19 protein-coding genes are annotated in these 23,320 nt (G+C 72.2%); 14 read left to right on the top strand and 5 right to left on the bottom strand.

Annotated elements, in window-relative coordinates:
- Positions 1-30 precede the first annotated feature (30 nt).
- From DEJ51_RS19520 to DEJ51_RS19495, 6 genes are all read left to right on the top strand, one after another.
- Positions 31-1,326 (top strand): sensor histidine kinase, encoded by a 1,296-nt coding sequence (locus DEJ51_RS19520; RefSeq protein WP_150258742.1) that lies wholly within the window; start codon positions 31-33, stop codon positions 1,324-1,326.
- A gap of 395 nt (positions 1,327-1,721) precedes the next feature.
- Entirely contained in the window at positions 1,722-2,381 is a 660-nt protein-coding gene (locus tag DEJ51_RS19515) for a response regulator transcription factor (RefSeq protein ID WP_150262025.1), read from the top strand.
- Between the two features lie 150 nt (positions 2,382-2,531).
- Positions 2,532-4,475 carry a 2-oxoacid:acceptor oxidoreductase subunit alpha gene (locus DEJ51_RS19510; protein ID WP_150258741.1) on the top strand — a complete coding sequence of 648 codons (1,944 nt, stop codon included), beginning with the start codon at positions 2,532-2,534 and terminating at the stop codon, positions 4,473-4,475.
- Positions 4,468-5,550 carry a 2-oxoacid:ferredoxin oxidoreductase subunit beta gene (locus DEJ51_RS19505; protein ID WP_190620501.1) on the top strand — a complete coding sequence of 361 codons (1,083 nt, stop codon included), beginning with the start codon at positions 4,468-4,470 and terminating at the stop codon, positions 5,548-5,550. Before DEJ51_RS19510 ends, DEJ51_RS19505 begins: the two co-directional genes overlap by 8 nt.
- Positions 5,551-5,735: 185 nt before the next feature.
- Positions 5,736-6,683, top strand: a complete 948-nt coding sequence (gene rarD / locus DEJ51_RS19500) for an EamA family transporter RarD (RefSeq protein WP_150258740.1) — start codon at positions 5,736-5,738, stop codon at positions 6,681-6,683.
- A gap of 210 nt (positions 6,684-6,893) precedes the next feature.
- Positions 6,894-8,210 carry a M28 family metallopeptidase gene (locus tag DEJ51_RS19495; RefSeq protein WP_150258739.1) on the top strand — a complete coding sequence of 439 codons (1,317 nt, stop codon included), beginning with the start codon at positions 6,894-6,896 and terminating at the stop codon, positions 8,208-8,210.
- 33 nt (positions 8,211-8,243) lie between these two features.
- Here DEJ51_RS19495 and DEJ51_RS19490 read toward each other — a convergent pair whose 3' ends face one another.
- From DEJ51_RS19490 to DEJ51_RS19475, 4 genes are all read right to left on the bottom strand, one after another.
- Positions 8,244-8,660: a hypothetical protein gene (locus tag DEJ51_RS19490; RefSeq protein ID WP_223835885.1), complete on the bottom strand. Its 417-nt coding sequence runs from the start codon at positions 8,658-8,660 to the stop codon at positions 8,244-8,246.
- Positions 8,657-8,860, bottom strand: a complete 204-nt coding sequence (locus DEJ51_RS19485; RefSeq protein WP_223835884.1) for a ribbon-helix-helix domain-containing protein — start codon at positions 8,858-8,860, stop codon at positions 8,657-8,659. The genes DEJ51_RS19490 and DEJ51_RS19485 overlap by 4 nt, the downstream gene beginning before the upstream one ends.
- A 128-nt stretch (positions 8,861-8,988) precedes the next feature.
- Complete coding sequence (locus DEJ51_RS19480; RefSeq protein ID WP_150258737.1) at positions 8,989-10,197, bottom strand: LolA family protein; 1,209 nt, start codon at positions 10,195-10,197, stop codon at positions 8,989-8,991.
- A 222-nt stretch (positions 10,198-10,419) separates the two neighbouring features.
- Positions 10,420-11,430, bottom strand: a complete 1,011-nt coding sequence (locus tag DEJ51_RS19475) for a polyprenyl synthetase family protein (RefSeq protein ID WP_150258736.1) — start codon at positions 11,428-11,430, stop codon at positions 10,420-10,422.
- A 372-nt stretch (positions 11,431-11,802) separates the two neighbouring features.
- On the opposite strand from DEJ51_RS19475, the gene DEJ51_RS19470 reads away from it, so the two are divergent.
- A complete protein-coding gene (locus tag DEJ51_RS19470) occupies positions 11,803-13,806 on the top strand; it encodes a CocE/NonD family hydrolase (RefSeq protein WP_150258735.1) in 2,004 nt (667 codons plus the stop codon).
- A 97-nt stretch (positions 13,807-13,903) separates the two neighbouring features.
- Here DEJ51_RS19470 and DEJ51_RS19465 read toward each other — a convergent pair whose 3' ends face one another.
- Positions 13,904-14,722 (bottom strand): HAD family hydrolase, encoded by an 819-nt coding sequence (locus DEJ51_RS19465; protein ID WP_150258734.1) that lies wholly within the window; start codon positions 14,720-14,722, stop codon positions 13,904-13,906.
- 339 nt (positions 14,723-15,061) lie between these two features.
- Here DEJ51_RS19465 and fahA point away from each other — a divergent pair, with 339 nt between their 5' ends.
- The 7 genes from fahA to DEJ51_RS19430 all read left to right on the top strand — a co-directional run bounded on the left by fahA (position 15,062) and on the right by DEJ51_RS19430 (position 23,241).
- Positions 15,062-16,285 (top strand): fumarylacetoacetase, encoded by a 1,224-nt coding sequence (fahA, locus tag DEJ51_RS19460; protein ID WP_150258733.1) that lies wholly within the window; start codon positions 15,062-15,064, stop codon positions 16,283-16,285.
- Positions 16,286-16,424: 139 nt separating this feature from the next.
- The gene (locus DEJ51_RS19455) at positions 16,425-17,195 is read left to right on the top strand and encodes a GntR family transcriptional regulator (RefSeq protein ID WP_150258732.1); all 771 of its coding nucleotides are present in this window, start codon (positions 16,425-16,427) and stop codon (positions 17,193-17,195) included.
- 41 nt (positions 17,196-17,236) lie between these two features.
- Positions 17,237-17,464, top strand: coding sequence for a ferredoxin family protein (locus DEJ51_RS19450; protein ID WP_109778462.1), 228 nt, complete (start codon positions 17,237-17,239; stop codon positions 17,462-17,464).
- 14 nt (positions 17,465-17,478) lie between these two features.
- Positions 17,479-18,825, top strand: a complete 1,347-nt coding sequence (locus DEJ51_RS19445) for an ABC transporter substrate-binding protein (protein ID WP_150258731.1) — start codon at positions 17,479-17,481, stop codon at positions 18,823-18,825.
- On the top strand, positions 18,822-19,748 hold the full coding sequence (locus DEJ51_RS19440) for an ABC transporter permease (protein WP_150258730.1): 927 nt from the start codon (positions 18,822-18,824) through the stop codon (positions 19,746-19,748). The genes DEJ51_RS19445 and DEJ51_RS19440 overlap by 4 nt, the downstream gene beginning before the upstream one ends.
- Positions 19,745-20,497, top strand: a complete 753-nt coding sequence (locus DEJ51_RS19435) for an ABC transporter ATP-binding protein (RefSeq protein ID WP_190620499.1) — start codon at positions 19,745-19,747, stop codon at positions 20,495-20,497. Before DEJ51_RS19440 ends, DEJ51_RS19435 begins: the two co-directional genes overlap by 4 nt.
- 26 nt (positions 20,498-20,523) lie before the next feature.
- Complete coding sequence (locus tag DEJ51_RS19430; RefSeq protein WP_150262021.1) at positions 20,524-23,241, top strand: fumarate reductase/succinate dehydrogenase flavoprotein subunit; 2,718 nt, start codon at positions 20,524-20,526, stop codon at positions 23,239-23,241.
- Positions 23,242-23,320: the final 79 nt, after the last annotated feature.

Below are 23,320 nucleotides of genomic sequence, written 5' to 3'. Positions count from 1 at the left end.
AGCGGAGGACCGGAAGGGCGGGTCGGGATCATGGGCAAGGGCACGGGTGGCGGGATGGGCGCGGTGCTGCGGGCGCCGGTCGAGGGGCGGACCTGGCGGGAGTTCGGGTATCTGCTGATCGGGCTGCCGCTGAGCACGCTGTACTTCTCGCTCACCATCACCGGCGTGAGCCTCGGCGCCGGGCTGCTCGTCACCTTCCTCGGCGTTCCGGTCCTCGCCGGCATGCTCGCCATGTGCCGTGGCTTCGGGCAGCTGGAGCGGGCCCGGGTGCGCGCGATGCTCGGGACGGACATCGCCGCCCCCGCACCGATCCGGGCGAAGAAGGCCGGGCCGCTCGCCGCCATGGGTGCGCTGCTCAAGAGCGGGAGCGCCTGGCGACACGCGCTGTACTCGGTCCTCCACTTCCCGTGGGCGGTGTTCTCCTTCTGCCTGTCCGTGACGCTCTGGGCGTGCGGGTGGGCGTACCTGCTGTACCCGCTCTGGTTCTGGGTCTTCCCGGCCTACACGAACCAGCCCGGCCTGCAGCTCTTCGAGAACGACGGCTACACCTTCTACCTCGACTCGCCCGTCATGATCGCCCTGACCAGCCTGGTGGGGCTGGCCCTCACCCTCGCCACTCCCTGGGTGATCCGCGCTCTGACCACCGTCGACCGGGTCATGGTCGGCGGGCTGCTCGGGGCGTCCAGCCTGGCCACCCGCGTCAGCGAGCTGGAGTCCGACCGCGGGGTGGTCGTGGACACCGCCGCCGCCGACCTGCGGCGCATCGAGCGGGACCTGCACGACGGGGCTCAGGCCCGGCTCGTGGCGCTGGCGATGGATCTGGGGCTGGCGAAGGAGAAGCTGACCGAGGATCCGCAGGCCGCCGCCCGGATGGTGGACGAGGCGCACGGTGAGGTGAAGATCGCCCTCCAGGAGCTGCGCGATCTGGCCCGGGGGATCCACCCGGCCGTGCTGACCGACCGGGGGCTGGACGCGGCGCTGTCCTCGGTGGCCTCGCGGTGCGCGGTGCCGGTACGGGTGGCGGTGGATCTGCCGGCCCGGCCCGCGGCGGCGATCGAGGGGATCGCGTACTTCACGGTCTCCGAGCTGCTGCAGAACGTCAGCAAGCACGCGCTGGCCCGGTCGGCGTCGGTGGACGTGTGGAAGTCCGGGGAGCGGCTGCTGATCCAGGTCGCCGACGACGGCCGGGGCGGGGCCGGGCCGCGGGAAGGGACGGGGCTGGCGGGGCTGACCGAGCGGCTGGACGCCGTGGACGGGGTGCTGGTCGTCGACTCCCCCGCCGGTGGCGGGACGACGGTCACCGCCGAGCTGCCCTGGCGCCCGTAGCAGGCCGCCGGAGCCGTCGGAGTTCCCCTAGTAGACCGCGGAGTCCCCGGAGTTCCCGAGTCCCCGGACTTCCCATTTCGCCGAGTCGCCGAGTCGCCGAAACGAGGGCCGGGTCGGGCCCGACGGCCCGGCCCTTTCGCCCCTTCGCGGCTCCCGTCCCGCCACTATCCAGCCCCTTCGCGGCCTGCCGCCCGCCCCGACCCGGTCCCCCGTAACTCCCGGCTCGCGTCGGGCCCGTTTGCGGTAGGCGCCCTTCCGGTACTCGAAAACTCCCCCCGTACGGCGACGTGTTGTCCCGGCTCTGCCTTCCCGGCGACCTCAGGCTGGGATGCTTGGCTGAGTCGGGTACTGCATGAACGAGTGGACGCGGGAGCTGCTGAGTCGTGGAAGACAGGGTGCGGGTGGTCATCGCCGAGGATTCAGTGCTGCTGCGTGAGGGCCTGACCCGGTTGCTGACCGACCGGGGGCATGACGTCGTGGCGGGCGTCGGGGACGCAGAGGCCCTGATCAAGACGGTGGCGGACCTGGCGGCCGAGGGGGCGCTGCCGGACGTGGTGGTGGCGGACGTGCGGATGCCGCCGACCCATACGGACGAGGGCGTACGGGCGGCCGTACGGCTGCGTCGCGACCACCCCGGGATAGGTGTCCTCGTGCTGTCCCAGTACGTGGAGGAGCAGTACGCCACCGAACTGCTGGCCGGTTCCAGTACCGGGGTGGGGTACCTCCTCAAGGACCGGGTGGCCGAGGTGCGGGAGTTCCTGGACGCGGTGGTGCGGGTGGCCCGGGGCGGTACGGCCCTGGACCCCGAGGTCGTCGCCCAGCTGCTCGGCCGCAGCCGGAAGCAGGACGTGCTGGCGGGCCTGACACCGCGCGAGCGCGAGGTGCTCGGGCTGATGGCCGAGGGCCGGACGAATTCCGCCGTCGCGAAGCAGCTGGTGGTGAGCGACGGGGCGGTGGAGAAGCACGTCAGCAACATCTTCATGAAGCTGGGCCTTTCGCCGAGTGACGGGGATCACCGGCGGGTTCTGGCCGTTCTCACCTATCTGAAATCTTGATCGACTGACACTCTGTCAGATATGGCATACCGGCAGGGCCGTCTCAAGGGGCGGCCCTACGGTCCAGAATGTGACCGCTCCTGGGGGCCTTGATCCCTACCGTCGTAGGGTGGGTCCCGGGGGGTCACGCCTCGAAGGAGGTCCAGTTCAGTGACCAGCCAGGTCAGCAGCCCAGCCGAGCAGGCCGACGGGGCCGGGGGTGCGGTCGTCGGTGGACAGCGCACCCCGGAGAGTCCGGGCGGCAAGGAAGTGCGCCGCCTCGATCGTGTGATCATCCGATTCGCGGGTGACTCCGGTGACGGTATGCAGCTCACCGGTGACCGCTTCACCTCGGAAACGGCGTCCTTCGGAAACGACCTGTCGACGCTGCCGAACTTCCCCGCCGAGATCCGTGCCCCCGCCGGAACCCTTCCGGGCGTCTCCTCCTTCCAGCTGCACTTCGCCGACCACGACATCCTCACCCCGGGCGACGCCCCGAACGTGCTGGTGGCGATGAACCCGGCGGCCCTGAAGGCGAACATCGCGGACCTGCCGCGCGGCGCGGAGATCATCATCAACACGGATGAGTTCACCAAGCGCCCCATGGCCAAGGTCGGCTACGCCACCTCGCCGCTGGAGGACGGCTCCCTCGACGCCTACAGCCTGCACCCGGTGCCGCTGACCACCCTGACGGTCGAGGCGCTGAAGGACTTCGGCCTCTCCCGCAAGGAGGCCGAGCGCAGCAAGAACATGTTCGCGCTGGGCCTGCTGTCGTGGATGTACCACCGGCCCACCGAGGGCACCGAGAACTTCCTGCGGCAGAAGTTCGCGAAGAAGCCCGAGATCGCCGAGGCGAACGTCGTCGCCTTCCGGGCCGGCTGGAACTTCGGGGAGACGACCGAGGACTTCGCGGTCTCCTACGAGGTCGCCCCCGCCACCCGCGCCTTCCCCACCGGCACCTACCGCAACATCTCGGGGAACCTGGCGCTCTCCTACGGTCTGGTCGCCGCGAGCCAGCAGGCCGATCTGCCCCTCTACCTGGGCTCCTACCCGATCACCCCGGCCTCGGACATCCTGCACGAGCTGTCGAAGCACAAGAACTTCGGCGTGCGGACCTTCCAGGCCGAGGACGAGATCGCCGGCATCGGCGCGGCCCTCGGCGCGGCCTTCGGCGGCGCCCTCGGGGTGACCACCACCTCCGGTCCGGGTGTCGCGCTCAAGTCGGAGGCGATCGGCCTCGCGGTGTCGCTGGAGCTTCCGCTGCTGATCGTGGACATCCAGCGCGGCGGCCCCTCCACCGGTCTGCCGACGAAGACCGAGCAGGCGGACCTCCTCCAGGCGATGTACGGCCGCAACGGCGAGGCGCCCGTTCCGATCGTGGCGCCGCGGACGCCCGCGGACTGCTTCGACGCCGCGCTCGACGCGGCCCGGATCGCACTCACCTACCGGACGCCGGTGTTCCTGCTCTCCGACGGCTACCTCGCCAACGGATCCGAGCCCTGGCGGATCCCGGAGGTCGCCGACCTGCCCGACCTGAAGGTCAAGTTCGCCACCGGTGCGAACCACACCCTGTCCGACGGCACCGAGGTCTTCTGGCCGTTCAAGCGGGACCCGGAGACCCTCGCGCGGCCCTGGGCCATCCCCGGCACCCCCGGCCTCGAACACCGCATCGGCGGCATCGAGAAGCAGGACGGCACCGGCAACATCTCCTACGACCCGGCCAACCACGACCTCATGGTCCGCACCCGTCAGGCCAAGATCGACGGCATCCGGGTGCCCGACCTCGACGTCGACGACCCGGACGGCGCCACCACCCTGGTCCTGGGCTGGGGTTCCACCTACGGCCCCATCACGGCGGCCGTCCGCCGGCTGCGGAACACCGGACTCCCCATCGCCCAGGCCCATCTGCGCCACGTCAACCCCTTCCCAAGGAATCTCGGCGAGGTCCTGGAGCGTTACGAGAAGGTAGTGGTGCCGGAGATGAACCTCGGGCAGCTCGCCACCCTGATCCGGGCGAAATACCTGGTCGACGCCCAGTCGTACAACCAGGTCAACGGAATGCCGTTCAAGGCGGAGCAGCTCGCCACGGTTCTCAAGGAGGCCATCGATGACTGAGGTGACGGAGGCTGCGGCAGACGGGGCGCGGACCCTGCTCTCGCTGGTACCCAAGGCCGAGAGCAAGCAGTCGATGAAGGACTTCAAGTCGGACCAGGAGGTCCGCTGGTGCCCCGGTTGCGGTGACTACGCCGTGCTGGCCGCGGTCCAGGGCTTCATGCCCGAGCTGGGCCTCGCGAAGGAGAACATCGTCTTCGTCTCGGGCATCGGCTGTTCCTCCCGCTTCCCGTACTACATGAACACGTACGGGATGCACTCGATCCACGGCCGCGCCCCGGCCATCGCCACCGGACTCGCCACCTCCCGCCGCGACCTGTCCGTCTGGGTGGTCACGGGTGACGGCGACGCGCTGTCCATCGGCGGGAACCACCTCATCCACGCCCTGCGCCGCAACGTCAACCTGAAGATCCTGCTCTTCAACAACCGGATCTACGGGCTGACCAAGGGCCAGTACTCCCCCACCTCCGAGGTCGGCAAGATCACCAAGTCGACGCCGATGGGTTCGCTGGACGCGCCCTTCAACCCGGTGTCGCTGGCGATCGGGGCCGAGGCCTCCTTCGTCGCCCGGACCGTCGACTCCGACCGCAAGCACCTCACCGAGGTGCTGCGCCAGGCGGCCGACCACCAGGGCACGGCACTGGTGGAGATCTACCAGAACTGCAACATCTTCAACGACGGCGCCTTCGAGGTCCTCAAGGACAAGGACCAGGCCCTGGAAGCCGTGATCCGGCTGGAGGACGGGCAGCCGATCCGGTTCGGCGCGGACGACGCGAAAGGTGTCGTACGCAATCCGGCCACCGGAGACCTGGAGGTCGTCGAGGTCACCGCGGCCGACGAGGCGCGGGTCCTGGTGCACGACGCGCGGAACGCCAGCGCCACCACGGCGTTCGCGCTCTCGCGTCTCGCGGACCCCGACACACTGCACCACACGCCGATCGGGGTGTTCCGCAACGTGGAGCGCCCGGTCTACGACACCCTCATGGCCGACCAGCTCGACGCGGCCGTCGACCGCAGCGGCAAGGGAGACCTCGGGGCGCTGCTGACCGGCAACGACACCTGGACCGTCGTCGGGTAGGCGGTGGCGCGCGCAGCGAACGCACGCGAACGGAGCCCGGATCCCGCGCCAGGATCCGGGCTCCGTCGCGACCGGGCCTCGCGGGCCCGGCAAGATGTCATGAGTATCTCCTGATTACGGGCATGACATCCGGGCCGTACGGCGTTACCGTCGTGAAGTTGGCTGGAATGCGTACAGGAGGCCCCGTGAAGGCAGAGAACGAGCAGCGCGCGGGTTTGCTCTACGGATTCGGCGCTTACGGGATGTGGGGGCTGGTGCCCCTCTTCTGGCCGCTCCTGATGCCCGCCGGCGCCGTCGAGATCCTCGCCCACCGCATGACGTGGTCCCTGGCCGTGGTCGGTCTGGCGCTGCTCGTGGTGCGCCGCTGGGGCTGGATACGCGAGCTGCTCCGCCAGCCGCGCAAGCTCGGCCTGACCGCCCTGGCCGCATCGGTGATCAGCGTGAACTGGGGCCTCTACATCTGGTCGGTCAACAACGGCCACGTCGTCGAGTCGAGCCTCGGCTACTTCATCAACCCGCTGGTCAGCATCGCCATGGGCGTGCTGGTGCTGGGCGAGCGGCTGCGCCGCGCGCAGTGGGTGGCCGTCGGCCTCAGTTTCGTCGCCGTCCTCGTGCTGGCCGTCGGCTACGGCCGGCCCCCGTGGATCTCGCTGGTCCTCGCCTGCTCCTTCGCGACGTACGGGCTGATCAAGAAGAAGCTCAACATGGGCGGGCTGGAGTCGCTGGCCGCCGAGACGGCCATGCTGTTCCTCCCGGCCCTCGGCTACCTGCTGTGGCTGGGCGCGCAGGGCCAGTCCACCTTCACCTCGCAGGGCGTCGGGCACGCGCTGCTGCTGGCCGCGACAGGCCTCGTCACCGCGATCCCGCTGGTGCTCTTCGGGGCGGCGGCCATCCGGGTCCCGCTGTCCACCCTCGGGCTGCTCCAGTACATGGCCCCGGTCTTCCAGTTCGGGCTCGGCGTCCTGTACTTCCACGAGGCCATGCCGCCGGAGCGCTGGGCGGGCTTCTCCCTGGTGTGGGCCGCGCTCGTGCTCCTCACCTGGGACGCGCTGCGTACGGCGCGGCGGTCCCGGGCCGCGCTGGCGGCGGCCGCGCCGGCCGCCCTGGCGACGCCGGCCCGCGAGCCCGCGTAACGCCACCCGCAGCCCCGCGCAGGGCCGACGATCCCCGGTACGGACCACCCGTACCGGGGATCGTCCGTTTTCCGAACCACCCTGACCGGATTGTGGTCTTGACGGACAGTCATACTCTCGCTGAACATCAGGCTCGCACTGACGCACTAACGCTCACCTGCTCTATCCCCACTCGTTCCGTCATATCCCGCGGAATCCCGGAGCCCCCACATGAGCCTGTCCGTCTCCCGGCGCCTCGCCGCCGTGACCGCGTTCGCGGTCGCCGGCCTGTTCGCCTCCACCGCCCCCGCCGCACTCGCCGCCCCCACCGCGGTCGCCGCGGCGCCGACACCGCCCGACATACCGCTGGCCAACGTCAAGGCCCACCTGTCGCAGCTTTCGACCATCGCCGCCAACAACGGCGGCAACCGCGCCCACGGCAGGGCCGGCTACAAGGCCTCGATCGACTACGTGAAGGGCAAGCTCGACGCGGCCGGCTTCACGACCACCCTGCAGACCTTCACCTCCAGCGGAGCCACCGGCTACAACCTGATCGCCGACTGGCCGGGCGGCGACCCGAACTCGGTCCTCATGGCCGGTTCGCACCTGGACTCGGTGACCTCGGGCGCGGGCATGAACGACAACGGCTCCGGCAGCGCGGCCGTCCTGGAGACGGCCCTCGCCGTCTCCAGGGCCGGTCTGCAGCCCACCAAGCACCTGCGCTTCGGCTGGTGGGGCGCGGAGGAGCTGGGCCTGATCGGCTCGAAGTACTACGTCAACAACCTGCCGGCGGCCGAGAAGGCGAAGATCTCCGGCTACCTGAACTTCGACATGATCGGCTCGCCGAACCCGGGCTACTTCGTCTACGACGACGACCCCACGATCGAGCAGACCTTCAAGAACTACTACGCCGGCCTCGGCATCCCGACCGAGATCGAGACCGAGGGCGACGGCCGCTCCGACCACGCCCCCTTCAAGAGCGCGGGCATCCCCGTCGGCGGGCTGTTCTCCGGGGCCGACTACACCAAGACGGCGGCGCAGGCGCAGAAGTGGGGCGGCACCTCCGGTCAGGCCTTCGACCGCTGCTACCACTCCTCCTGCGACAGCCTGACGAACATCAACGACACCGCCCTGGACCGCAACTCCGACGCCGTCGCCTACGCGATCTGGACGCTCGGGGCGGCCACTCCGGTCCCGCCGGGCCAGTCCTTCGAGAACACGACGGACGTGAACATCCCGGACTCCCCCGCGGCGGCGGTGTCCTCGCCGATCACGGTCTCCGGTGTGACGGGCAACGCGCCTGCGACCACCAAGGTCGACGTGAACATCGTCCACACCTACCGCGGTGACCTGGTGGTCGACCTGCTCGCCCCCGACGGCACCGTCTACAACCTGCACAACCGCAGTGGCGGCAGCGCCGACAACCTCGTCCAGACGTACACCGTCAACGCCTCCAGCGAGGTCGCCAACGGGGTCTGGAAGCTCCGGGTCAAGGACTCGGCGGCGCAGGACGTCGGCTACATCAACAGCTGGAAGATCACCTTCTAGCCCTTCCGGGGACGCCTGGTCCGGTTTCCGGGCTCAGGCGTCCTCGGCACGGGCCTGCGAGGACGGCTGGAGCGGGCCCTGGATACGGGCGCGCAGCTCCTCGGCCACGGCCGCGATGTCCGCGCGGCCCAGCTTCGCGGCCTCCACCAGATCGCCGAGTTCCTCCGGCGAGGGCAGCTGCTCGGCTCCGGCCACCCGCAGGTACGAGCGGGTGGCCGCGGCCGCGTAGAACTCGTTCATCGGGGATTCGAGGGCGGGGCACACCGCGAGGGTGTGCAAAAACGCGGCGGCCCGCCACGCGGTGTCCGGGGCGGGCTGTTCGGGCACGAGGACGAGGTCGTTCTGGTGCCGGGCGACCGCGGCGGCCACCCCGGAGGGATCCCACACGGCGGGATCGGACGGGAGATGGTGGGCCAGAGCCGTCCAGGCCCACTCCATGGTGATCTTCAATTGCCGAACCGCTGCTGGAAGTAGCCCCAGTGGTCGGCGAACTCCTCTATGCCGGAGAGGAAGTTCTTCCGGTCCTCGTCGAGTTCGCGTTCCGTGACTTCGGTGATCAGCGCGGTGACCGTCGTCCCCAGAGCCGCCGCACGTGCCTTCAGGCGCTCGTGGAACTCCTCGTCCAGGCGGATGGTGACGTGTCTCGACATGTCCAACACCGTACAGCGGGTGTGCTGTACGCGGAGCGGGAACGGCACAAGGGTGGGCAGGGACACAGTCCCTGCCCACCCTCGCCGCTACCGCTCCGGCGGTCGTCCGGCGGCCGTCCGGCGGCCGGCTACTTGTTCGCGTCGGCCGCCTTGACCAGCGCGTCCTTGGTGACCGCGCCGACGTAGACCTTGCCGTCGTCCGTGATCAGGGCGTTGACCAGGCGGGTCGACAGGACGCGGCCCTCGCCGAACTTCCCGGTGACCTTGTCCCCGAGGGAGTCGAGGAACTGCTTGGCCTCCTTCGGGGCGTTCTTGTCGTTCTCCAGGTCCTTCAGGCTCCGCCCGGAGCCCGAGTCGATCCGGGCGATGGTCGCCCAGCCCTCGCCGAGCACCTTCATGTCGCCCTGGCCGCCCGGGCCGCCGGTCAGGCCGCCGAGGCCCGGGATGGAGTCCAGCGCCTTCCAGTGCTCGTCCGCGCCGCCCTTGCCCGGGCCGTCCGCGCCCTCGGTCACCTTGGCGCCCTTGGGCGCGGTGAAGGAGAAGGTGTCGGCGGCCGGCTTGGCGAAGTCGACCTTGGTGAAGCCGGCGTCCACGATCGGCTTGCCGCCCTGGGCGGACAGCAGCTGCACGCGCAGCGGCACGCCGTTCTTGGCGTCCACCGCGATCTGGACCGAGCCGACCGTGGAGCCGGCCTGCTTGGGCTTCAGCACCAGCTGGTAGGCGTCCCGCCCGGCCACCTGCGCGGTGTCGCCCACGCTGACGTCCGTGGTGGGGCCGGCCTCCTTCAGGATCTCCTCGGCCAGCTTCTGCGGGGAGGCGGCGAGGCGGTCGCCGGTCTTGTGCTCCTTGCCGCCGTCCTTGCGCTGGCCGGCCTCGGCGTTCTTCTCGTGGAAGACCTCGTTCGACTTGGAGTCGTAGCCCCACACGTCGTCGCCGTTGTGGATGAGGCTGTACTCGTCCTTGCCGTCGAGGAAGGTCAGCCGCTGGCGGTCCGGGCCGTCGGCGGCGACACGCAGGGTGTGGCTGCCGTTCGCCAGCTGGGCGACCTTGTCCTCCGGGTTGGCCGAGCCGCCCGCGACACCACCGCCGCCGAGCAGCCCGCTCGCGATCTTCGGCAGGCCGAGGTCGGTGGTGATCCGCGCGGTGCCGGACAGCTGCTGCACGTCCGAGGCCGCGACCTTCTCGATGAGCTGCTGCGCCGTCACCTTCGGCAGGTCGGGCCCGCCGGCGTTGGCGAAGGCCGGGACCATCGCAACGGTCGCCGCGGCCACGCCCGCCACCGCTACCGGTACGGCGTACCGGGCGGCCTTGCGGGAAGTCTTGGTGTTCGGTGCCATGTCAGTGCCCTGCCCTCTGTGTCGACTGCGGTGACCACCGTGTCGCCGCGCTCACCCGATCTGGTGGGGTTTGATGACTCCATCTGACCAAATCGGCGGCCCTGGGGCGTCAGTCCCCGGACGCAACTCGGCGTACGCCCGTGGGATGACATGAAAAGGGCCCTCCTCCCCCGACCCGTAGGGGTCGCCGGGACGGAAGGGCCCGTTCCGCAGGTGTGGCCGCTACCCGGCGCGGTGCACCACCGCGTCGCAGAGCTCTTCGAGCGCCGACTTGGCGAAGCACTCCGGCAGCGGGGCCAGCATGGCCCGCGCGTCCTCGGCGTACTGGATGGTGTCGCGGCGGGCCCGCTCCAGGGCGGGGTGCGCGCGCAGCCGGGTGAGGACCTCGGCGTGGCGGGCGTCGTCCGTGAGGTCGCCGTCCAGGAGCCGTACGAGCTCCAGGTCCGCCGGGTCGCCGCCCTGGGCCGCCATCTCGCGCAGCCGCAGCACGGGCAGCGTCGGGATGCCCTCGCGCAGGTCGGTGCCCGGGGTCTTGCCGGACTCGTGCGCGTCGGAGGCGATGTCGAGAACGTCGTCGGCGAGCTGGAAGGCGGTGCCGAGGCGCTCGCCGTACTGGGTCAGGATGTCGACGACCGACTCGTCGGCGCCGGACATGAGCGCGCCGAAGCGGCCGGAGACCGCGATCAGCGAGCCGGTCTTGCCGGCGATGACGTCGAGGTAGTGGGCGACGGGGTCGCGGCCGTCGCGCGGGCCGGCCGTCTCCAGGATCTGGCCCGTCACGAGCCGCTCGAAGGCCTCGGCCTGGATGCGTACGGCCTCGGGCCCGAGGTCGGCCAGGATGTGCGAGGCGCGGGCGAACAGGAAGTCACCCGTGAGGACGGCCACCGAGTTGCCCCAGCGGGCGTTGGCGCTCTCCACCCCGCGGCGGACGTCCGCCTCGTCCATGACGTCGTCGTGGTAGAGCGTGGCGAGGTGCGTGAGCTCGACCACGACGGCGGACGGCACGATGCCGGGCGCGTAGGGATCACCGAAACGGGACGCGAGCATCACCAGCAGCGGCCGGAACCGCTTGCCTCCGGCCCGGACCAGGTGCTGTGCGGCCTCGGTGATGAAGGGGACTTCGCTCTTGGTGGCTTCCAGCAGACCCGCCTCGACGGCGGCCAGTCCGGCCTGGACATCGGTCTCAAGAGCCTGGTCCCGCACGCTCAGTCCGAACGGCCCGACGACGGTCACGAGGGGTACTCCTGTCTGCTGACGATCACGCTGACGATCACATGGATTGTCGATGTGTCGCTGCCATCACTCAAGCCAGCGTATCGGGTCTGTTTTCGATCACCGAGAGCGCCTTCCCGGCCACCACCCGCGCGCTGTCCGGTGAGCCCCGGTATGTTCTGAAGGAGTCGAAACAAACGGAGAATCCGTTTTGCCCAGAACTGCGACCGATATGGACGAGTCCGTGGATCCGGACGCCGGTCATCCGCCGTCCCGGGACGCCGGTCATCCGCCGTCCCGGGACGACCATGCCCTCCCCGGGCCGCCCCCGGGGCGTCGCCACGCTCTGCGGACCGGAGGCGAACGTCCGAGGCGATTGGCGGCCCAGCCCAGATGATCATCCGTACCGACTTCCCGTACGGCACCACCCACGAGGATGTCCGGATCCCGCTGCCCGACGGCGTCGAACTGTACGCCCGGATCTGGCGCCCGGTGACGGACGAGCCGGTGCCGGCCCTGCTGGAGTACCTCCCGTACCGGCTCACCGACTGGACCGCGCCGCGCGACCAGCAGCGTCACCCCTGGTACGCGGGGCACGGCTACGCCTCCGTACGGGTGGACGTGCGCGGCCACGGCTGCAGCGGGGGCCGACCGGGCGACGAGTACGACGCCCGCGAGCTGGCCGACGGGGTCGCGGTGGTGGAGTGGCTGGCGGCGCAGGAGTGGTGCACGGGGTCGGTGGGGATGTTCGGGATCTCATGGGGCGGGTCCAACGCCCTCCAGATCGCGGCGCTGGCCCCCGAACCGCTCAAGGCGATCGTGACCGTCTGCTCGACGGACGACCGGTACGACAACGACGTGCACTACATGGGCGGCTCGGTGCTCGCCGTGGACATGCACGCATGGGCGGCGACCATGCTGGCCTTCGCCTCCCGCCCGCCGGACCCGCGGTTCGCCGGCGACGACTGGCGCCGGCAGTGGCTGGACCGGCTGGAGGCGGTGGAACCCCTCGTCCACACCTGGCTCTCCCACCAGACGCGCGACGCCTACTGGCGCCACGGCAGCGTCTGCGAGGACTACACGGCCGTCCGCGCCGCCGTGCTCGCGGTCGGCGGCTGGCACGACCCGTACCGGGACACCGTGCTGCGGCTGACCGAACACCTGCCGTCCGCCCGCGTACGGGGCCTGATCGGCCCCTGGTCGCACCAGTACCCGGACCGCGGCCTGCCGCCGGGACCGGCCATCGGCTTCCTGCAGGAGACCCTGCGCTGGTGGGACCACTGGCTGAAGGGCGCGGCCAACGGGGTGATGGAGGAGCCGCTGCTGCGCGCCTGGATCAGCGACTCGCACCCGCCCGCGACGGTGTACGAGGAGCTACCCGGCCGCTGGGTCGGCGAGAAGTCCTGGCCGTCGGCGTCCGTCATCCCCGTCCCTTACGTGTTCCAGGGCGCGCCGGTGGCGGTGGCCTCCCCGCAGCACACCGGGCTGGACGCGGGACGCTTCTTCCCCTTCGGCAACGACGCCGACCTGCCGCCGGACCAGCGGGAGGAGGACGCGAAGTCGGCCTGCTTCGAGTTCCCGGTGGGGCACGAGGAGCCGGTGGAGATCCTGGGCCGGCCGTCGGTGACCCTGCGGCTGCGGCTCGACGTGCCGTACGGGCAGGTGGTCGCCCGGCTGTGCGACGTGGCCCCGGACGGCTCCTCGACGCTGGTCACGCGGGGCGCGCTGAACCTGTCCGCGCGCCGCGGCCGCGACCGGGCGCTGCCCTGGCCGGTGGGCTCGTACGAGGACGTCGCCTTCGAGCTGAACGGCATCGGCCACGCCTTCGCGCCGGGCCACCGGATCCGGCTCGCCGTGTCCTCCGCCTACTGGCCGTGGATCTGGCCGCGGGCCGGGTCCGAGGCCGGCTGGACCCTGGATCCCGCGGGCAGCGCGCTGACCCTGCCGGTGCGGGCGGGCTCCGCGGCGGACGGCGGGGTGGTCTTCGAGGCCCCGGAGCAGGCGCAGCCGCTGGGTGTGGTCTTCCCGGCGACGCTGGACGAACCGCGTCCGGAACGGCTGGTCGTACGGGACGTCGCGCGCGGGCGGTGGCGGCTGGAGGTGGACCCGCGGTACGGGGGCACCCGGGTGTACCCGGACGGGCTGGAGTACGACGAGGACGCGCAGGAGGTGTACGAGATCCAGGACGCGGACGCGCTGTCCGCGCGGGCCCGGTCGCGGTGGCGGATCCGGCTCCACCGGCCGGAACTGGGCTGGGACGCGCGGGTGGAGACGCGCTCGGAGATCCGTTGCGACGAGGGCGGCTTCCTGACGTCGAACGAGGTGGTGTGCAAGGAGGGGGACGAGGTGGTCTTCCACCGGACGTGGGAACGCCGGCTGCCGCGCGCGGCGGGCTGAGCCGGTCGAACCAGGCTGCCGCGCGCGGCGGGCTGAGCGGGTCGAACCGCCCTGGCGGGCGGCTCCGGGACGCCGCCCCGGACCCCGCGACCGGCGGTCAGCCGAACAACCGCTCCAGGACCACCGCGATGCCGTCGTCCTCGTTCGAGAGGGTGATCTCGTCGGCCACCGCCACCAGCTCGTGGTGGGAGTTGGCCATCGCCACCCCGTGCGCCGCCCACGCGAACATCGGGATGTCGTTCGGCATGTCCCCGAAGGCGATCGTCCCCGACGGGCCGACGCCGAGGACGGCCGCGGCCCGGGCGAGCCCGCTGGCCTTGTCGATGCCCGGCGGCTGGAGCTCCACCGTGTGCTCGCCCGCCATCGTGACGTTCACCAGGTGGCCGACCACCGAGCGCGCCACCCGGGTCAGCTCGTCGTCGTCCAGCTCCGGGTGCTGGAGCAGCACCTTGTTGATCGGCGCCGACCACAGGTCGCAGCGCCGCGGGACGCGGACCGTCGGAAGGTGGGGGTGCCACATCCGGTAGCCCGGCCCTATCAGCATCTCCGCGTCCAGGCCCTCCTGGTTGACGGCCGCGTAGACCTCGCCGATCTCCGCCTCGATCTTGCCGAGGGCCACGTCGGCGAGCTCGCGGTCCATGGACACGGAGTGCAGCAGGCGCCCGCGCGCCGCGTCATACACCTGCGCGCCCTGCCCGCACACCGCGAGCCCCGTGTAGCCGAGGCGGTCCAGGACGTGCCGGACCTGGGGGACGGGGCGCCCGGTGACGATGATGTGCTGGGCGCCGGCCGCGCGCGCCCTCGCGAGCGCCTCGTACGAGCGGGCGGAGACGGTGTCCCCGGCTTTCAGCAGAGTCCCGTCCAGGTCTGTGGCGATCAAGGCGTAGGGAAGGGCGGGAGGCGGGGCGGAAGTCACGGCGCCTAGGATACGGACCCCTTTGGACAAGTCCTACAAATAGAGCGCGAATCCGGCCTCCCCCACGCCCCATCCGTCACTTTGACGCGCTCCCGCGTCGGGCGGGGCCGGGGCAGGGCAGGGAAGTACACAACTCCGACCGTAGAGCCCCCGATCAGCGGCACGCACGAAAAGATCAGATATGACCGGAACTGTGGATACCTGACCACAGGCGTCGTCCCGAGGTGTGTTTCATCTCCGACCGGGTACCCGCGCGTTCCCGCGGGATCCTGAGTAGCGTGTGCCGCACCGTGTCTACCGGGACACCCCCGGACCGCGTCGAAAGCGAGGCAGTACCCCATGCCCCAGCAGAGCCCCCTCGATGTCCCCGAGGGCGACCCGTTCGGGCCGCACAACCTCCCCTACGGCGTCTTCTCGACCGCCGAGGACGACCGGCGGCGGGTCGGCGTACGCATCGGCGGACACGTCCTCGACGCGGGGGCGGCCGCGGCCGCGCTCGGCTCCCCCTTCGCGGACCTGCTCGGGCGGTCCTCCCTCAACCCGCTGCTGGGCGCCGGCCACACCGCCTGGCGCGACGTGCGCCGCGCGCTGACCGCCTGGGTCACCGACCCCGGCCACCGCCCCACCGTCGAGCCGCACCTGGTGCCGCTCGACGAGGTCACCCTGCACCTGCCGTACGAGGTCGCCGACTACGTCGACTTCTACGCGAGCGAGCACCACGCCACCAACGTCGGCAGGATGTTCCGCCCGGACGGCGACGCGCTGACCCCCAACTGGAAGCACCTGCCGATCGGTTACCACGGCCGCTCCGGCACGATCGTGGTCTCGGGCACCGACGTCGTACGCCCCAGCGGCCAGCGCAAGGCGCCCTCCGACCCGGCGCCCGTCTTCGGGCCCTCCGTCAAGCTCGACATCGAGGCCGAGGTCGGCTTCGTCGTCGGCACCCCCTCCGAGCTGGGCCGCCCGGTGGCACTGGGCGACTTCGAGGAGCACGTCTTCGGGCTGTTCCTGCTCAACGACTGGTCGGCGCGCGACATCCAGGCCTGGGAGTACGTGCCGCTCGGCCCCTTCCTGGGCAAGTCCTTCGCCACCTCCGTCTCCGCATGGGTGACCCCGCTGGAGGCCCTCGACGCGGCCCGCGTCGCCCCTCCCGCCCGGGACTTCCCGCTCCAGCCCTACCTGGACGACTCCGGCCTCGACCGGCCCGGCGGCTTCGACCTGCACATCGCCGTCTCCATCAACGGCCAGGAGGTGGCGCAGCCGCCCTTCGCCACCATGTACTGGACGGCCGCCCAGCAGCTCGCCCACATGACCGTCAACGGCGCCTCCCTGCGCACCGGCGACGTCTTCGGCTCCGGCACCGTCAGCGGTCCCGAGGTCGGCCAGCGCGGCTCGCTGCTGGAGCTCACCTGGAACGGCCGCGACGCCATCGAGCTCGCCGACGGCAAGCGCACCTTCCTGGAGGACGGGGACACCGTCACCCTCACCGCCTGGGCCCCCGGCCCGGACGGCACGCGCGTCGGCCTCGGCGAGGTCACCGGCCGCATCGTGGGATCGCGCTAGTCCACGCCTTGGTCGGCGGGGTGGCGGATCTTTCTGCCACCCCGCCGAAACCGCAGCTCAGAGCCTTGCGCAAGCGCCGTCAGGTGGCGCAACACTGCGGCAACACCACCGGCGCCGGGCCGCCGGTACGTTCCCTGCCATGCCAGCCGAACGAACCGCCACGCACACCGTCCCGGTCGCCGCCGCGCGCCGGCGGCGACTGCGCGCGGACCAGGCACGGCAGCTCGCCGACCTGCTGCGCCACCAGATCCTGGCCGGCGGCTACCCCGGCGGGGTCCTCCCCCTGGAGGGCGAACTCGCCGACTCCTACGGCGCCGGCCGCAACACCGTCCGCCAGGCCCTGGACCTGCTGCGCGGCGAGCGGCTCGTCGAGCGCCGACCGGGCGTGGGCACCGTCGTGGTCTGCGAGAAGTACCCCCACGGCCTGGACCGCCTGCAAGGCCTGGCCGAGACCCTGCTCGAGCACGGCCGGGTGACCAACGAGGTCCGCACCGTCGGCCCCGTCCGCGCCCCCGCCCCCGTCGCCGGGCGGCTCGGCCTGCCCGAGCACGCCGACGTGCTCTACATCGAACGGCTGCGGCGCCTGAACGGGCTGCCGCTCTCCCTCGACCTCACCTACGTCCCGATGGACATCGGCACCGGACTGCTGGGCTGCGACCTGGAGAACACCGACGTCTTCCGGCTCCTGGAGCAGCTGACCGGGCAGCCCCTCGGTCACGCCGAGATCACCCTTGAGGCCGTCAACGCCGACGCGCACTCCGCCGCCGTCCTCCAGGCCCCGCGCGGGGCCGCCGTCCTGATGCTGGAGCGGCTCACCCACCTGGGCGACGGCCGGCCCGTCGACCTGGAGTTCATCCGCTTCCGGGGCGACCGGATCACCATGAGCGGCCTGCTGCGCCGCTCCCTCTGAGCTCCCCGACACCGAACGTACCCACCTTCCTGGAGACAGCCATGCCTGTGGTCCCCCAGCGCGGCGACGTGCCCGTGACCATCGACGAGTCCCTGTGCATCGACGGCTGCACGCTCTGCGTCGACATGTGTCCGCTCGACTCGCTCGCGATCCGCGAGGACGACGGCAAGGCCTACATGCACGTCGACGAGTGCTGGTACTGCGGCCCGTGCGCCGCCCGCTGTCCCACCGGCGCGGTCACCGTCAACATGCCCTACCTGCTCCGGTGAAAGGTCCCCTCCCCATGCGTACGAAGGCACTCGCGCCGGTCGCGCTGGCCCTGCTCCTCGCCACGACGGCCACGGCCTGCTCGGGCTCCGCCGGCGCGGCGGGCTCCCGTACGGTCACCGTGACCGTCGGCTACCAGTCCAAGACCATCAACACCGTCACCGCCGGCACCCTGCTGCGCTCCCTCGGCTACTTCGAGGAGGAGCTCGCCGCACGCGGCAAGAAGGACGGCGTCACCTACGAGGTGGCATGGCAGGACTACGCCACCGGCGCCCCCATCACCGCCCAGATGGCCGCCGGGAAGATCGACATCGGCTCGATGGGCGACTTCCCGCTCCTCATCAACGCGGTCCGCGGCAAGGAGCTCAAGCAGCCCACCCGCCTCGTCTCCGTGACCGGCTACAACCTGCGCGGCGGCCTCAACACCGTGGTCACCGCGCCGGAGTCGAAGCTGGAGTCACTGGCCGACCTGCGCGGCAGGAAGGTGTCGACGAGCGTCGGCTCGGCGGCCGACGGCACGCTGGTACGAGCACTGCAGCGGGCCGGGATCGACCCGTCGGCCGGCATCGAGAAGCTCAACCAGCAGCCCAGCGTGGGTGCTTCGGCACTCCAGGCGGGCAGTGTCGACGCCCTCTCGCAGTTCGTCGCGTGGCCGGGGCAGCTGGCCTACGAGGGCCGGGCCAAGGCCCTGTACGACGGCGCCGAGCTGAACCTGCCGACCTTCCACGGGGTCACCGTGCGGGAGAAGTTCGCGAAGGAGCGGGCCGGCGTGCTCGACGACTTCCTGCGGGCCCAGCGCCGGGCCACCGACCACCTGCGCGCCGAGCCGGTCGCGGCCGCCGAGTCGGTAGCGAAGGAGACCGGGCTGCCGGCGGAGGTGGTGTACCTCTACAACGGGGCGAACGGCATCGCGACCTTCGACCCGGCCCTGCGCCCGGAGCTGATCGAGGCACTGAAGCAGGACGTGCCGGTGCTGAAGGACGCCAAGCTGGTCGGCGACGTGGACGTGGACGCCTTCGTGGACCCGGAGCCCCTGGCCCGGGTGGCGGCCGGAACGGCGGAGTACCCCAAGGCGGTGCCCGCCCGCCCCGAGCTGTGGCTCAGGGGCGAGGCCCGCACCCGGTCCTTCGACTCCCCGCGCGAGCTGCTGAAGGCGGCGCGCGGCGCCGACGTCCGGGCGGCCTACGTGCCGGACGCGGTGACGGGCACCCTCTGGTTCGCGGACAGGGCGGTGTGGGTCGCCGAGGGGCCGGAGCTGCGCGCCTTCGTCACGGCGGCGGGCGCGAAGGCGTACGCGGCGGCGCACCAGGGATCCGGGGCGCGCGTCGTGAGCTTCGCCGAGGCCGGGGCACTGGCGTCATGACGGGCGGCCGCTGGCTGCTGCGGGCGGCTTCGCTCGGCGCGGCCCTGCTCGTGTGGCAGGGGCTGACCTCGCTGGACGTGAACCTGTGGCTGCGCTTCGAGCAGTTCCCGACGGTGGGCGAGGTCGCCGGGGCGTTCGCCGAGCGGGCCGGGACCGGGCCCTTCTGGCAGGACCTGGCCTCCAGCCTGCGCAGGATCGTGACGGGGTTCGCGCTCGCCGCGGTCCTGGGCGTGGCGGTGGGCACGGCGATCGCCCGCTCGCGGATCGCCGCCGACGTGCTGGGCCCGCTGCTGGAGGTGCTGCGTCCGGTACCGGCGATCGCGCTGGTACCGGTGGCGATCCTGCTGTTCCCCTCCAACGAGCAGGGGATCGTGTTCATCACCTGCACGGCCGCGTTCTTCCCGGTGCTGGTCTCCACGCGGCACGCGGTGGGGGCACTGAGCCCGGTGTGGGAGGAGGCGGTCCTGACCATGGGGGGCGGGCGGGCGCGGATCCTCTTCTCCGTGGTGCTGCCGGGGGCCCTGCCGGGCATCTTCGGGGGCCTGTCGGTCGGTATCGGGGTGGCCTGGATCTGTGTGATCTCGGCCGAGATGATCTCCGGCGAGTACGGGGTCGGGTACCGGACCTGGCAGGACTACACGGTGATCGACTACCCCGGCGTCTTCGTCGGCATGGTCACCATCGGCGCGCTGGGCTGGCTGACGACGACGGGCGTCGAGCTGCTGGGCCGCCGCCTCACGTCCTGGCTCCCCCGCACCACCGTGGCCGCGTCCCCCGCCGCCGCGCCCCGGGCCCCGCGCCGGGCCCGGGTGCCGCTGTGGGGAGCCGGCGACGGCGGGAAGCCGGGCAGCGCGGGCGGCGGGGGCAGGGCGGGCAGGGCAGCAGCCCTGCTGGGCACGACCACCGGAGGGACGCAGAAGTGACCGCACCGACCACCCTGACCGCCCGGAAGGGCGCCGCCGCGCCCCGTGGGGCCCGGCTCGTGCTGCGCGCGGTGCGGCTGGGGCACCGCGGGAACGTGGTGCTCGACGAGATCGACCTGGCCGTCGAGGAGGGCGAGGTCCTGACCGTCGTCGGCCCGTCCGGCTGCGGGAAGTCCACGCTGCTGCGCACCCTGGCCGGGCTGCTGCCGCCGCTCGCCGGCGCCGTGGAGCAGGACGGCAGCCCCGTCACCGGGCCGGACGCCGACCGGGCACTGGTCTTCCAGGACGACGCCCTGCTCCCCTGGCGCACCGTGCGGGCCAACGTCGAACTGCCCCTCGCCATCCGCGGGCACGCCCGGGCCGAGCGGCGGCGGACCGCAGGGCAGTGGCTGGAGCGGGTCGGCCTGGACGGGCACGCCCGCAAGTTCCCGCACCAGCTCTCGGGCGGGCAGCGCCAGCGCGTGCAGCTGGCCCGCGCCCTGGCCGCGCGCCCGCGCGCCGTCCTCATGGACGAACCGTTCGGGGCGCTCGACGCCCAGACCCGCGCCGAGATGCAGGACCTCCTCGTGGACGTCCTGGCGGGCACCGGCGCGACCGTCGTCTTCGTCACCCATGACGTGGACGAGGCGCTGTTCCTCGGCGACCGCGTCGCCCTGCTCGGCGCCGCGCGCGTGGTCCCCGTACCGCGGCCGCGCGACCGCGGGGCCTCGTACGCCGGGCTCCGGCAGCAGATCATCAACTCACTCTGAAGGGCCGCACCATGGACATCCCGGCGATGGACATCCCCGCCATCGGCGACGCCGAGGAACTCTCCTGCGACGTCCTCGTCATCGGCGGCGGCACCGCCGGCACGATGGCGGCACTGACCGCCGCCGAGCGGGGCGCACGGGTCCTGCTCCTGGAGAAGGCGCACGTCCGCCATTCCGGGGCGCTCGCCATGGGCATGGACGGGGTCAACAACGCCGTCGTCCCCGGCCGGGCCGAGCCCGACGACTACGTCGCCGAGATCACCCGCGCCAACGACGGCGTCGTCGACCAGTCCACGGTCCGCCAGACCGCCACCCGCGGGTTCGCGATGGTGCAGCGCCTGGAGTCGTACGGGGTGAAGTTCGAGAAGGACGAGCACGGCGAGTACGCGGTGCGCCAGGTCCACCGCTCGGGTTCGTACGTGCTGCCCATGCCCGAGGGAAAGGACGTGAAGAAGGTCCTCTACCGGCAGCTGCGGCGCCGCGAGATGCGCGAGCGGATCCGCATCGAGAACCGGGTGATGCCGGTACGGGTCCTGACCTCGCCCGAGGACGGCCGGGCGATCGGGGCGGCCGCCTTCAACACCCGCACCGGCGCCTTCGTGACCGTGCGCGCCGGGGCGGTGATCCTGGCGACCGGTCCGTGCGGACGGCTCGGACTACCAGCCTCCGGTTACCTGTACGGCACGTACGAGAACCCGACCAACGCGGGTGACGGCTACGCCATGGCCTACCACGCGGGCGCCGCGCTCACCGGGATCGAGTGCTTCCAGATCAACCCGCTGATCAAGGACTACAACGGTCCGGCGTGCGCGTACGTCGCGAACCCCTTCGGCGGCTACCAGGTCAACCGGCACGGCGAGCGCTTCGTCGACTCCGACTACTGGTCGGGCCAGATGATGGCCGAGTTCGCCGCCGAACTCGCCTCGGACCGGGGACCGGTGTACCTCAAGCTCAGCCATCTGCCGGAGGAGTCGGTCGCCTCCTTGGAGTCCATCCTCCACACCACCGAGCGGCCGACGCGCGGCACCTTCCACGCGGGCCGCGGCCACGACTACCGCACCCACGACATCGAGATGCACATCTCGGAGATCGGGCTGTGCGGCGGCCACTCGGCGTCCGGGGTCCGGGTGGACGACCACGCCCGCACCACGGTGCCGCGGCTGTACGCGGCCGGGGACCTGGCGTCCGTACCGCACAACTACATGATCGGTGCCTTCGTCTTCGGTGATCTGGCGGGTGCGGACGCGTCCCGGTACACGGCGTACGAGGGCACCCTGCCGGCCGGCCAGCTGGCGGCGGCCCACGAGCTGATCTACCGCCCGCTGCGCAACCCGGACGGGCCGCCGCAGCCGCAGGTGGAGTACAAGCTGCGGAGGTTCGTCAACGACTACGTGGCTCCGCCGAAGACGGGCGCGAAGCTCTCGCTCGCGGTGGCCGCCTTCGACCGGATGACCGGTGAGATCGCGGAGATGGGTGCGAGGACCGCGCACGAGCTGATGCGGTGCGCGGAGGTGTCCTTCATCCGGGACTGCGCGGAGATGGCGGCCCGCTCCTCGCTGGCGCGTACCGAGTCCCGCTGGGGTCTCTACCACGAGCGTCTGGACCACCCGGAGCGCGACGACACGGGCTGGCTGCACCACCTGGACCTGCGCAAGTCGGCCTCGGGGGCCATGGAGTTCACGGCCCGGCCGGTGGAACCGTACCTGGTGCCGGTCGACGGGTTCGCCCCGGCGGGCGGCCCCGAGCGGCACCTGGGCGCGGTCGATCTGGTCCCGGTGGCCACGGCCGGACCCCGCGAGGCGGCCCCGGCGGGACGGCCGCAGGTCACGCCCGTACCCGTCGCGGCACCGGGCGCCGGCAGCGCCCCGGGCGCCTCGCCCCGGATCCTGGAACTGCTCGCCCTGGCCGAGGAGTCCCCCGGCCTGGCCGCGCTCACGCCCTATCTGGACGACCCGGATCCGGCCGTACGGGCCGCCGCCGTGGCCGCGCTCGGCGAGACCGTACCGGCCGGCGCCGGGCCCGCGCTGACCGCCCGCCTGGCCGACGCCGCTCCCGTCGTACGGGCGGCCGCGGCGGCCGCGCTGCGGGAGCTGGTGGAGGTCCTGCCGGGCGGGCCGGAGCTGGGGGCGGGCCTGCGCGCCGCCCTCGCCGTGCCCGACCCCGGGGTGCGCTGCGCCGTGCTGGAAGTCCTGCGGGCGCTGCGGCTCGGCGACGCGGAGCTGTACGCCGCCGCGCTGGCCGACGCCGACCCGGAGGTCCGTATCCACGCGGTCCGTGCGCTGGTCTCGGTGGACGCCGTTGCGGCGCTGGCCGCGGCCGCCGCGGACCCGGCCCGCGAGGTCCGGGTGGCGGTGGCCAAGGGCCTGGCCTCGGTGCACGCCCCGGCCCCGGCCCCGCTGGACCCGCTGCTGGCCGACCCGGACCCGCTGGTGCGGGGCGCCGCGCTGGCGGGCCTGGCCCGGGCCGGCTGCCCGGACGGGTACGCCCGTACCGCCGTGGCGGCTCTGGCCGACGCCGCCTGGCAGGTCCGGGCGGGCGCGGCGGCCGGGCTGTCGGCGGCCGCCGCGGAGGTGGCCGTACCGGCCCTGGCCAGGACCCTGGCCGATGCCAACGCCGACGTCCGCAAGGCCGCGGTCCTCGCCCTGCTGGCCCACCGGAACAGCGCGGAGGCCCGGGCAGCGCTCGCCACGGCGGTCTCGGACCCGGACGCGGACGTCCGCGCGTACGCCGGGCGTGCGGCCTGACCCTCACACGGCGTCAGGCGGCGGTGCGGGCCCCCCGTTCGGGGGTCCGCGGCGTGCAGGGCCCGCGGGGCGCGGGGAT

Source organism: Streptomyces venezuelae (assembly GCF_008642275.1).
GTDB lineage: Bacteria > Actinomycetota > Actinomycetes > Streptomycetales > Streptomycetaceae > Streptomyces > Streptomyces venezuelae_E.
Note: the sequence above shows the minus strand (reverse complement) of the source record. Positions and strands in the feature narration are given on the sequence as shown.